Here is a 12,241-nt window from a genome sequence, read left to right as displayed (position 1 = left end):
TCCCAAAAATCGATCTTTGAGATAATACAAGTGCATATACATCTGGTTGACTGCTGTCTGATTATAATATTGCTTAACGGGTATATTTATTAGATTGCTTTATAGTATTTTTGTACAATGGAAACGCTAATTGTACAACCCAAGACTAAAGAACAATTAACCGCTTTAAAAGCCTTTATAAAAGCGATGAAGATCGATTTTACATCTGCAAAAAGTCCATACGATCCTGAGTTTGTTGAAAAAATTTTGCAAGGCCGCGAGGATATTAAAAACGGTAAGGGTGTGAAAATAGCAATTGAAGATCTGTGGAAATAGTTTTTAGCCCAAGAGCTCTTGACGATTTAAAGCATTGGAGAAAATCGGGCAATCAAACCATCCAAAAGAAAATTGAAAAACTGATTATCGCTATTCAGGAAAACCCTTATGAGGGAATTGGAAAACCTGAACAATTAAAACACAACTTATCCGGTGCCTGGTCAAGGCGGATAACGCAGGAACATCGTTTAGTATACGAGATAAATGAGCAAGATCAACTTACTATTCTTGACATACTTTCATTGAAAGGTCACTATTAAGGAATCTTTCGGTCATCACTCCTTTATTTTCCCGGCCTTCCCATTTATAAACGCCATGATTTTTTCAGTTTCCACGGGATAAATGCCGATGTGATGTGTGCGAACTTCATATGGCGGATTCATTTTACTGTTAAATGCCGTTAAACTAATTACATGCGACGCCTTGTTTGGCATATGGCAGTTAATGCAGTTAGTTTTAATTGCCGCACCAAGTTTAGGGGCAAGGCTACAAAAATTATGTTTGGCTTCGCTATGGCAATTGAGGCATTTTTGCGTGAACATGGCTAAATTTTGTTCTTGGTTAACATGTGGGTTATGGCAGGTACCGCAATCCATCTGGCTCATCATATAACATTTACTTGATGCCAGCAAAGCGTTTTGGTTGCCATGAACATCAAGCGTAGGGGGGATAGTAGTGTTTTCAAACGAGCCGCCTACAAACTTGTTCAGTGTATCGCCCATCTGAAAATCAAAGGTAGATCGTTGCGGTACCATCTTATTACCCGAGTGGCATACCGCGCAGGCATCCATTTTTTGCGACCGCGTTAATGAGTTGTAGGTAGTTATATACCTGGCCTTTTTTTCATCCGGGTTATCGGTATGGAAATTTACGTGATTGGCAGCCGGGCCGTGGCAGCGTTCGCAATCAATACCCGCTATCAGGGTGGCTTTCTCAAATCCCAATTCTTTGCTATCGGGCGGCAATTCGCCAATGTACGATGTGTGGCACTCCAGGCATTTTCTTAAAATAGGGCGGTTAAAATTAACCCTATCCGGGATATACCCCGGGCTGTTTGCCCAGCTGTGTATCGTGTTAAAGTACGATACAGGTAGCTCGTATAACTGTTTGCCTTTCCAATATAAATAGGTCTCGGCTTTAACGCCGCCTATGGAAATGTTAAATGGGGCCGCTTCTGTTTGTTTGCCATTTTGATAAGCCACCTGGTACAGGCTATCGCCTCGTTTTTCCATCACTACTTTAAGGCCGTAACCATAATCTAACGCGTTTAAACCTTTGGCAAAACTGCCACTAATGGTTTGTAACGATGCCGGTCGCGATGTTTTAAAGTGCGCGGTGTGGATATAGGAATTATACTCGGTACTATGGCATTTTACACAGCTCGCCGAGCCCGCATAAACCTCGCCGCGCGGATCTGGCGGATTACTGCTAAAGCACTGCGTTAAAATAAAAGTTAGCGGTATAAGAGCGGTTAAAACTAAAAAAAGTGTTCTTTTTTTAAGCATAGGTGTTATAGCAATATCGGTTTAAACGGTAGGTTTATAAATCAGTCACAATTTAGCTTAATATTCATATAAAGCAAACAAAAGGTTAGGCCGAGATTCGCAGATTGTTGAATGAGAGAGTAAACGTAGTGGCAAAGACGCGCCTTGGGATACACTTTTAAGCGATATGTACAGAAAGTTTACCTTCTTGGCTTTACAATCAGCCATAATCCTTGTAAATTTAAACCGCATTTGTCCTATTTCGCTAAATAAAGATGAATTAACGATATATCGTTTTTAAAATTCGTCCGGGTATGTGATATTTTACTGTAAATCAATATATTGTATGTGTGGTATGTATTTTGTCTCACATATGGTAATTAAATGATCGTTATTTCTGAAATTTAATAGGTTACATTGGTAACAACTGCGTTAACGCGTAACTAACCTTAGTTTAAATACAAACCAGCACAATTAATACCAGTCGGTCCATGAGTAAAAAACACCCGTCGAAAGAAAAAACCGAGGCATCTGAAAAGAATACAGAGCGACCTGAAAAAGGTATTGAAACCATGTTCAGGATCACCTCTTCCAATAATCAGCGTCTGAGCGATATGGCTGATAAAAAATCACACATCCTCATTACGGTTAACTCCATTATCTTGTCAGCCATAATTAGTCTGTTGCTCAGGAAGCTTGATGAAGACAGGTTTTTAATTATCCCTACAGTTATCTTGTTATCTATTTGCGTGGCTTCCATTGTGGTAGCTATCCTGGCTACACGGCCTACTATACCCAATGGCACATTTACCGAAGCTAACCTGGAACAAAAAAATGTGAACCTGTTGTTTTTTGGGAATTTTTATAAAATGAGCCTTAATGATTATGCAAGAGGTATGGGCTTGGTAATGGGCGATACCGAGTTTCTTTACCAAACATTGATACGGGATGTTTATGGGCAGGGCGCTGTACTGGGTAAAAAGTACCAGTTGCTAAGGCTGGCTTATAATATATTTATGTTCGGGTTAATTGTGGCTGTTTTGGCGTTCATTATCGCATCTGTTCTTCATAAGGCACCTGCCGTGCCCGTTATAAAAAGAACGCTGCCAGTTCTTAAATCTTAAGGGGTTAAATAATATAAAGCCCGGATTTGAAAAGCCTGGTTACAAATATACACTACTGCTATGATCAAAAAATTTACCCCATTGTTGCTATTGCTTTGTCGCGCAGGATTAGCGGGTGCACAAACTACCGGTGCCCTGCCTGCCGGGATACAGGATAGCATAGTTGTAAAAGTGCATGAGTCATATAATGATGTAAGCAAAATTCACCGTACCCTGTTTGGCGAAAACTATCGTAAAGAATGGGCTATGCCGGTAAAGTTGCCTGTTATTAAACTATCGCAAATTTACGGCGGATTAACGCCCGTAAAAGAGGGTGGTGGTATGGAATCCAAATCGTTAAGGTTACAGGATAAAAATGGCAAAGAATGGGTTTTGCGCAGTGTAGAGAAAATCCCAGACAAGCTATTGCCCGAAACCTTACGCGGCACCTTCGCCATTGATTGGATAGGCGACGAGTTTAGCGGCCAGCACCCGTACTCGGCCTTAATAGTGCCTCCTTTGGCAGATGCAGCCCGTGTACCGCATGCCAATCCAATTATTGGCGTTGTAGCGGCAGATCCCGCGTTGGGTCAGTTTAGTAAAAAGTTTACTAACCTGATATGCCTGCTTGAAGAACGCGAACCCATAGGCGAATCTGATAACACCTTAAAAATGGAGCGTGAGCTAATCAAAAGCTACGATAACAGGGAAGATGGTATGCTGTTTTTGCGTGCCCGGATGCTTGACCTGCTTATGGGCGATTGGGACCGCCATGAAGATCAATGGCGCTGGGCGGTAACCAAAGATGGTAAAGCCCGCATGTATGTGGCCGTTCCGCGTGATCGCGACCAGGTATTTCACGTTACAGAAGGTATATTACCCTCAATAGCTTCGTTGCCATGGCTTGATCCCTTACTTGAAAATTTTGAAGGCGATATCCCCCGTATAAAATGGTCTATATTTAAAACCCGCTTTATGAAGGCTTTTCCTGACGCTCAAATAAGCTATGAGGACTGGATGAAGGCCGCCAACGATTTTGTTAAAGCCGAAACAGATGAAGTGTTAGAAGCCGGATTGAGAAGGTTACCCAAGGAGAACTACAATTTTCGTGGTGCCGAATTATTGGCCAAGCTGAAAAAACGCAGGGATAAAATCCCGGCGGCTATGTCTGAGTATTATTACTTCATCAGCCGGATAGTTGATTTGCATGCTACAGATAAAGATGAGCAATTTACCATAACTGGTACCCCCGATAAAGGTTTACGCATCCTGATAGAGAAACTGAATAAAGACGGGCAAACCAAAGGCGTATTTATGGATATGACCTACAAGCCCGATATCACTAAGGAAATTCGGTTATATACCGCTGCCGGTAACGATAAGGTGATCATTGATAACGGCACATCGCCAATAAAACTGCGCATTGTTGATAGTACCGATGTCAAAACTTTTACAGTAAAACAATCAATTAATAAAGTACAGGTTTATGGGCCTAAGGATAGCACCAGCTTCACAGGCAATTTGAACAGCTTGAGCAGGCACCTATCGCGCGATACGGCAAATAGCATTTTTCAGCCTACCAACCTTTATAACAAATGGATGCCTTTGGCCAACGGCGCTATTAATGCCGATGACGGTTTTTTATTGGGCCTCGGGTTTAAGTACACAGGCTACGATGGTTTCAGGAAAAAACCATATTCTACCGTACAACAATTGATGTTAACCCACTCATTTGGCACCGAGGCATTCCGTATTAATTATGACGCTGAATGGATTGAAGCTATTGGAAAGGCCGATATTACCATTCATACCCTGGTAGAGGCTCCGGATAATACCATGAACTTTTTTGGCCGTGGCAACGAAACGGTGCTTGATAAAACCGGCGATTTCCATAAGTTTTACCGGGCAAGGTTTGATACCTATAACTTTGATCCCGCGTTGCGCTGGCATACCGGTAAAGGCAGTACGTTTAGTTTTGGTCCTTCATTTCAATACTATCGCATGAATGTTAATGACAATGTTGGCCGTTTTATTAAACAAACCTCGCTTATCAATTCATATGATAGTCTTACTACAAATCAAAGTAAAGCCCATTTAGGGTTGATGGCCCATTATGTAAGTAACAAAAGAAATAGTGATCTATTCCCATCAAAAGGCTTTTATTTTGATTTGAACGTAACGGGTTATAAAGGACTTAACACTTATTCGCGCTCTTACGCGCAAATTAAAACCGAGTTTACCTATTATTTAAGAACCGATACCAGTTCAAAAGTTGTTTTTTCTGATAGGATTGGCGGCGGTATAAGTCTGGGCAGCCCGGCGTTTTACCAGTCGATGTTTTTGGGCGGACAGGGCAACTTGTTAGGCTTTTTAAAGAACCGTTTTGCAGGGCAACACATGATTTATAATAACCTGCAGGGTAGGGTAAAGCTGGCTAACATTCCCGGATACATTTTGCCTGGCCAGTTGGGCCTAAGCGGCTTTTATGATGTAGGCCGGGTTTGGGTAAGCGATGAGCATTCAGATAAAATTCACCAGGGTATAGGTGGCGGCCTTTACTTTGCGCCGGCCAGTTTAACAGTGTTGCAGGTTTTAGCCGCTCACTCAGACGAAGGGTGGTACCCTTATATCGCTTTTAATTTTAGGTTTTAATAGCTTATTCGTTCGAAATAACAAAGTTTTTCTTTAAGGGTATCATTCAAAATGATGTGTACATACAGTACCACTTAGCAAGGGGCATCCTAATATTGATAATTCACAGAACTATTAAAAAAGAGAAGCCCCTAAAAGCTATTTAACAGCCCATTCGTGAATCCCCGCAGAGTTGTCCGTTGGCAATTGTATAACCATTTTTAATGCTGTTGTATTTACCGGCTCAAAGGTTACTGTGTTAAAACTGTCTTTACTAATGGTATATGGCGTTGTGTTTTTTACCGGTAGCCACTGATCATCCTTTTTATAAAATACCTGGTACGATACCGGGATACGGCAACCGCCCCATGGACCATCATCAAACCAGTAAACTTTTGATTCGCTTACGGTGTGGGCCGAGTCAAAATCGTATTGAACATATTCGCTGGTATCTTTTGCTGGCCACCAGTGCAGGAAAGGGTAGCTGTTATCTGCCGAGCTGGATGGCTCATATTGATCTTTGATTGAGGCAAACATCTTTTTGTTTTTTAAAGATGAGCTTACTTTACTGGTACTGGCAATAGTGGGCGCCGGCTGCGGCCTTGATGCCGAAGCTTCATAAGGAATCCAAACGGTCATTTCGCTGGGGCCGCGGTTAGCCCAGGCATAGTATGGTATAGCCTTTACCTTCTGATTGGTTTCGGCAAGGGCATCACTGTTTAATTGTCTTTTGGTGCCCTTGCCTTCGGTACTAATCACATCCACACCATTTAGCAGGTCGGCCTGGTAATTGGCATTGGCTATGGCGTTTTTATCAACCATAATATTTTGAACCAGGCTGTCCCGGTTATCTGGTCCTTCCAAACAATAAACTATTGGTCCGCGTTCAAATGCAAAGCGGCTGCGGTCATCCTTAACCTGGTTGTTGGCTAAAACTTTTTCTGTTTCCATAGGGAGGTTCAGGGTAACCTTGTCGCCTTTTTTCCAGTTGCGCTTAACTACTGCATAGCCTTTTTCGGTTACAAAGGATGTGGCTTTACCATTAATCAATAACATAACAGGTAAAGGGTTTTTATCCATAAATGTATAAAGATCGCCGGGGACCGGCTGTTGCTTCGCCCAGCCTGGAATGCGTACCCTTAAGGTGAAAGTGGCTGTTTTAGTAGGGTTAACGGTAATGTCAACTTTACCTTTCCACGGGTAATCAGTTGCCTGAACAATATTTACATTACCCAATGCCAATTTAATATTGCTGCTATTGCTCATAAAGAGGTTAACATACAGGTCGTTTTTGTTTTTGGCATATACATAGCCGGGTAGTGAAGGCAAAAAGCGGGTCATGTTGCTGATACAGCAGGCACAGCTGATCCAGGCACTGCGCTGGTGCTGGTTCATGGAAGCCAGCGGGTTAGGGTAAAAGAAACGATTGCCACTCAAAGAAACTCCCGATAACAAGCCGTTATATAAAGTGCGTTCCAATACATCTATGTACTTCGAATCGCCGTGCAGTAAAAACATCCGGCTGTTCCAGTACACATTACCAATAGCCGCGCAGGTTTCGGCATAGGCCGACATGTTGGGTAACTGGTAAGCATCGCCAAAGGCTTCACCGTTACCGGTTGCGCCAATACCGCCGGTTATGTATAGCTTTTTGTTGACTACATCGCCCCAGATATCGTCAATAGCGCTAAGGTATTTGGTGTCGCCGGTTAAGGCGGCAATATCGGCCATGCCGGTATACATATAGGCCGCGCGTACAGCATGCCCTTCGGCCTGGTGCTGGTCAACCACTTTTTTATCGGCCTGGTTGTAAGCCTCGCCTTTAGGGCCGCGTACGTCTAAAAAGAATTTGGCCAGGTCAAGGTATTGCTTATTGCCCGTAACCCGGTACATTTTTGACAGGCCTATCTCCACAATCTGGTGACCGGGATATTCTTCTATTTTACCTGGTCCGAAGGTTTTTACCAGCAAATCGGCATTTTTTATGGCGATGTTGAGCAGCGTGCGTTTACCTGTAGCCTGATAATGTGCAACAGCTGCTTCATACAAATGGCCGCAATCATACAATTCGTGACTTAGTACTTCCTCATTCACCCAGCGTTTGTCGCCAATCCATTCATGTGGTTTTTTAGCATTAACGGTACGGAAGGTGTACAGGTAACCGTCGGGTTCCTGTGCCGCGCCAATAATGTTAATGAGTGTATCAATATATCTATCCAGCTTTGGGTTCTTTTTGTTTTGCATGGAATAGGATGCGCCTTCTATAGCTTTATATACATCGGTATCATCAAAAGGGAATTCGCTCAGTTTATCGCCATCTAATTGTTTTGCAGCCCGTAAAAAGTTATCCATGCGGCCATTCTTTTTGCACTGTGCAAGCACGTAAGGAATGGTTACATTGGCATTAACCTCCATTTTGGGTTGCCAAAAACTATCGGTGACTTTTACGCTGGTAAACGCTACCGGCTGAATTGGGTAATCCTTTTGCTGGGCAAATACAGCAGTGCAAAAACCAAGGGATATGGAAAACAGCGCCGAAACTTTGATTAAACTGGCCATGAAATACTTTTAAATTATCAAAACATAAAAGTACCATGTAATAAGCAAAAATTATATGCCATATCTTGCAGTTGATAGTCGGATATTAACAGGTTTTTTTGATGTTGATGCGCCTGGGAGGAGGCTGCCGTGTACCTACATCTTGTTAAACTTTTGGCCACGACAAAAAGAGTTGTCATTTCGAACGAGCAAGTGCGGGGAAAAGCGGGGTGCGAGGAGAAATCTTATACGCCTTGCATGGTCGAATGCCCGCTTTTACAAGATTTCTCCTCACCTCCGGCGCACAAATCCCCACAGGTTCGTTCGAAATGACATTTTTCTTTAATAAAAAAATGTGGGTACACGGTAGAAGTAGGACAGGAGAGGAGGAGTCAGGCAATCATAGATGTGTTACCCCGCATCTGTGATTACCATCAGATAGCCCTTCTTGGCCTTTTTGCCCTTGCCTGCTCTGATGATGCGGACGAGGATGGCGATGATGGTCTTTTAAAGCTGCTATTGCTATTATTGTTATAGCCAAAGTTTTTGCGTGGTGGTGCTTGTTTAACATAGGTTTCTTCGTTTATTTTAACGTTTAAAACCCTATCACCCATAGGAGTACCATCCAATGCTATTACGGTATTTTCGGCACCTTCACGGTCTTTCATTTCCAGGAAGGCATAGCCTTTACATATTCTTGTCTTTTTATCGCGCACAATTTTAATGGTGCTTACTTCACCATGCAAGTTCACCATTTTAACCAGGTCCAGTTCGGTCATGTCCAAAGGGAATCCCCCGACAAATAATTTCACCATTATAAATCTTGTTCTATTTTTTTTATTGTAAACCAACGGATACGATTTTCGTTTTGCTATACCCAATAAAATTTACAGGTTTTTTTGGCAATCATACGATAAAAGATCCTATCTTCTATCACATAAATAAAGTTACACATAAAAAATACAATCTGTGGCTTTATTTGAAGCTGATTATTAAAATTAAGCCTATTTTTAGGCTTTACGCAACATTGGTTTAAACCGGTGTTGAAATTTAATATTTAAACTACCTATCCATGTTAATACCTGCCGGCAAAACTGCGGTTTTATTAGGCGCTGCTTTGCTTTTAGGCACAGCTGCTAATGCTCAACTTTATAAAAACCCACACGTACCTGTTCAGCAACGGGTAGCCGACCTTTTAAAGCGAATGACGCTCGAAGAAAAAGTAGGGCAGATGAGCATGTCGTCATTAAGCGAATCAAAAAACAGTAAAATAGCCTATGGCGTTTTAGAAAGTCCGTTTAGCAATGTTAAGGATATTGCGCTACAATCGATTGCTGCCAAAAAATACGCCCGCGAACAAACCCGGTTGGGTATTCCGCCTATTCAAATTGGTGAGTGCCTGCATGGGCAATTAGCCGCTGGTGCAACAACTTTCCCGCAAGCTATAGCACAGGGCAGTACCTGGAACCCCGCTTTAATCAGGCAAATGGGCTCGGCCATTGCTTATGAGGCTTCTACATCGGGTGTTGATGAAGCGCTTTCGCCCTTGTTTGATCTGATCAGGGATGCGCGCTATGGCAGGGTGGAGGAGTGTTTTGCCGAAGATCCGTACCTGGTGGGGCAATTAGGTTCGGCTTTTGTGATAGGTATGCAAGGCGATCCGGCAAAAACAGGTAGTAGTTTTGCCTTTGATAACGTGATGTGTACAGGTAAACATTTTGCGGCTTACAGTAAACCCATAGCCGGTATAAACCTTGCCCCGGCCGAGATTGGTGAAAGGGAATTACGATCAATGTTCCTGGCGCCGTTTAAAGATGCTGTACAAAGTGCCAATATCGCCGCTATTATGCCATCGTATAACGAAATTGACGGCATCCCGGCCCATAGCAATGAGTTTTTGCTGAAACAGGTGTTAAGAAAGGAGTGGGGGTTTAAAGGCTACGTTTTTTCTGATTATGGAGGTTTAAGCCAATTATATAACTTTCACAAAGTTGCCAAAACGCCGGCAGATGCCGCGATATTGGGAATAACCGCAGGTGTTGACCTGGAAGCCGCCCGGCCAGATATATATGCCCACCTGGTTGAATTGGTAAAAACAGGTAAAATTAAAGAATCCCAAATTGATACTGCTGTGGCGCGTATCCTTACAGCCAAATTTAAAGCAGGATTATTTGAAAAACCATTAGCCGATACGGCGCGATTGAAAGGCCGTTTGCATACCCCGGAACATATTCAGCTATCCCAGCAAATAGCCGAGGAGTCTATCATCCTGTTAAAAAATGATAAAAACTTATTGCCTTTAAATATCAGCAAGCTTAAATCGTTAGCTGTTATTGGCCCCAACGCCAATAAGGTACAATATGGCGATTATAGCTTTACCCGTGATAACCTTTCGGGCGTTACAACTTTAGCCGGTATTAAGCAATATGTTGGCAATAGCGTTAAGGTTAATTATGCCCAGGGTTGTGAATTAAGCGGCACCGACAAAAGTGGTTTTGCCGAAGCTGTAAAAACAGCCAACGAAAGCGACGCCGTAGTGGTGGTTTTAGGTACCACAAGCGTAGTATTTTCGGGCATTGGCTGGAATGGACATGCGCCCGGCAATGAGCCTAAAGACCCGTTTACTTGTGGCGAAGGATACGATGTTACCGATATTAACCCACAAGGCGTACAGCGCGAGTTGTTGCAGGAAATTTATAAAACCGGTAAACCCGTAATATTGGTATTAGTACATGGCCGTCCATGGAGCATTAGTTGGGAAAAGGAAAATATCCCGGCTATATTAGAAGCCTGGTACCCCGGCGAAAAGGGCGGTGCGGCTATAGCCAACATCCTTTTTGGCAAGGTAAACCCATCGGGCAGGTTAAATATGAGTGTACCACAATCAACCGGCCATATCCCGGTATTTTACAATTATGTAAATTCGGCTAAAGGCATTAACCGCCAGCACGGCAGTATCGAAAAGCCGGGGCAGGACTATGTGTATTCGTCAACCGATCCTTTATTTGCTTTTGGGTATGGTTTAAGTTACACTTCTTTTAAGTACGATAACTTGAAGGTTTCAAAAACGGTGTTTAGCAAAAATGAGCAGGTAATAGTTTCGGTAGATATTAAAAACACGGGCAGCGTAGCTGGCAAGGAAGTTGTGCAGCTGTACCTGGGTAACAAGATTAATTCTGTTAGTACCCCGGAAATGGCACTGCGCCGCTTTAGCAAGATAGCCCTTGAACCCGGAGAGGTTAAAACCGTAAATTTTACCATCAACAGCAAAGACCTGGCAATATGGAACAGGCAAATGAAACAGGTTACCGAACCTGGTACATTTGATGTAATGATTGCTAAAGCCGCAGACAATGTGGTATTAAAAAAACAGCTGGAGTACAGGTAGAGGTTTATACGATAGGTGTATAACTTTTGAAGGTGAAATGACAATATAAAGCTATGTCATTGCGAGTATCTATCAATCCTTGAAAGAAAGAGTTATGACGTCGCCAACCCGCTTGTGTAGAGACGCAATATTTTGCGTCTCCCTCATGCAAATGCACCACGCAATTTTAAAATCTCACAAATCCGCTCTGTATAGCGGGAGACGCAAAATATTGCGTCTCTACAAAAAAAAACAATGCTGAAAATCAATAACTTACATGGGCGTCATTATAAGGCAATCGCGAACTGTACAGATCTGCCCTGTATAGTGTGCGATTGCTTCGTTCCTACCTATGAAGTTTTGTACTTTACACAAACATTGGCTTTGAACGCGGGTGAGTCTTCGCCGCCATGCGATCCACGTCATTCCCACCTTCACAGTCTTCCTAAAACCCGCGACGCTATAAATTTCAAACATAAATAGTGTAGATGCTCCGCAACATTTACACTATTGTATATATTTGAAAGTATAAACCAACAATTAAATTTTATGAGACAAACAAAAACTGCCGCAAATCGAAACGATTTACGGGTGTTTGCTTTTGCCGCAATATTTTAAAGATCAATTTTAACAAAATTGATCTTATAGCTATTTGCTTAATAATCTGCAGCCTGTTTGCAGATAAAAGGGCTGAACGGGCAAATGATGATTTAAACTTGATGGATTGATTGAAATTGATTTATTATAATTAATTTCAAGCGAAGCTTTTGAGAAACCTGATTGCTGCTATCTGTGTAAACCTT

The 12,241-nt window shown here is 42.5% G+C and carries 8 protein-coding genes; 5 read left to right on the top strand and 3 right to left on the bottom strand.

What is annotated here, in order from left to right; genetic code table 11:
* The first annotated feature begins 117 nt into the window (after positions 1-117).
* Both FHS10_RS20155 and FHS10_RS20150 read left to right on the top strand, forming a co-directional pair.
* Positions 118-315: a DUF2683 family protein gene (locus FHS10_RS20155; protein ID WP_259093981.1), complete on the top strand. Its 198-nt coding sequence runs from the start codon at positions 118-120 to the stop codon at positions 313-315.
* Positions 306-575 carry a Txe/YoeB family addiction module toxin gene (locus FHS10_RS20150; protein WP_259093980.1) on the top strand — a complete coding sequence of 90 codons (270 nt, stop codon included), beginning with the start codon at positions 306-308 and terminating at the stop codon, positions 573-575. Before FHS10_RS20155 ends, FHS10_RS20150 begins: the two co-directional genes overlap by 10 nt.
* Before the next feature lie 15 nt (positions 576-590).
* Here FHS10_RS20150 and FHS10_RS20145 read toward each other — a convergent pair whose 3' ends face one another.
* Positions 591-1,820, bottom strand: coding sequence for a cytochrome c3 family protein (locus FHS10_RS20145; RefSeq protein WP_259093978.1), 1,230 nt, complete (start codon positions 1,818-1,820; stop codon positions 591-593).
* Between the two features lie 470 nt (positions 1,821-2,290).
* Between FHS10_RS20145 and FHS10_RS20140 the strand changes: the two genes are divergently transcribed.
* The gene (locus FHS10_RS20140) at positions 2,291-2,923 is read left to right on the top strand and encodes a Pycsar system effector family protein (protein ID WP_310504197.1); all 633 of its coding nucleotides are present in this window, start codon (positions 2,291-2,293) and stop codon (positions 2,921-2,923) included.
* A gap of 60 nt (positions 2,924-2,983) precedes the next feature.
* The gene (locus tag FHS10_RS20135; RefSeq protein ID WP_259093976.1) at positions 2,984-5,554 is read left to right on the top strand and encodes a BamA/TamA family outer membrane protein; all 2,571 of its coding nucleotides are present in this window, start codon (positions 2,984-2,986) and stop codon (positions 5,552-5,554) included.
* A gap of 138 nt (positions 5,555-5,692) precedes the next feature.
* Here FHS10_RS20135 and FHS10_RS20130 read toward each other — a convergent pair whose 3' ends face one another.
* Together FHS10_RS20130 and FHS10_RS20125 are read right to left on the bottom strand one after the other, a co-directional pair.
* Entirely contained in the window at positions 5,693-8,092 is a 2,400-nt protein-coding gene (locus tag FHS10_RS20130) for a glycoside hydrolase family 127 protein (RefSeq protein WP_259093975.1), read from the bottom strand.
* Between the two features lie 413 nt (positions 8,093-8,505).
* Positions 8,506-8,886: an RNA recognition motif domain-containing protein gene (locus FHS10_RS20125; RefSeq protein WP_259093972.1), complete on the bottom strand. Its 381-nt coding sequence runs from the start codon at positions 8,884-8,886 to the stop codon at positions 8,506-8,508.
* 257 nt (positions 8,887-9,143) lie between these two features.
* On the opposite strand from FHS10_RS20125, the gene FHS10_RS20120 reads away from it, so the two are divergent.
* The gene (locus tag FHS10_RS20120; protein ID WP_259093970.1) at positions 9,144-11,459 is read left to right on the top strand and encodes a glycoside hydrolase family 3 N-terminal domain-containing protein; all 2,316 of its coding nucleotides are present in this window, start codon (positions 9,144-9,146) and stop codon (positions 11,457-11,459) included.
* Positions 11,460-12,241: the final 782 nt, after the last annotated feature.

It is taken from the genome of Mucilaginibacter dorajii (assembly GCF_024808255.1).
In the GTDB taxonomy this organism is placed as follows: domain Bacteria; phylum Bacteroidota; class Bacteroidia; order Sphingobacteriales; family Sphingobacteriaceae; genus Mucilaginibacter; species Mucilaginibacter dorajii.
This window is presented reverse-complemented; position numbering and strand designations above follow the sequence as displayed.

Coding starts and splice junctions, on each gene's coding strand:
- FHS10_RS20155 (WP_259093981.1), top strand. CDS start 118: ATGGAAACGCTAATTGTACAACCCAAGACTAAAGAACAATTAACCGCT.
- FHS10_RS20140 (WP_310504197.1), top strand. CDS start 2,291: ATGAGTAAAAAACACCCGTCGAAAGAAAAAACCGAGGCATCTGAAAAG.
- FHS10_RS20120 (WP_259093970.1), top strand. CDS start 9,144: ATGTTAATACCTGCCGGCAAAACTGCGGTTTTATTAGGCGCTGCTTTG.
- FHS10_RS20135 (WP_259093976.1), top strand. CDS start 2,984: ATGATCAAAAAATTTACCCCATTGTTGCTATTGCTTTGTCGCGCAGGA.
- FHS10_RS20125 (WP_259093972.1), bottom strand. CDS start 8,886: ATGGTGAAATTATTTGTCGGGGGATTCCCTTTGGACATGACCGAACTG.
- FHS10_RS20130 (WP_259093975.1), bottom strand. CDS start 8,092: ATGGCCAGTTTAATCAAAGTTTCGGCGCTGTTTTCCATATCCCTTGGT.
- FHS10_RS20145 (WP_259093978.1), bottom strand. CDS start 1,820: ATGCTTAAAAAAAGAACACTTTTTTTAGTTTTAACCGCTCTTATACCG.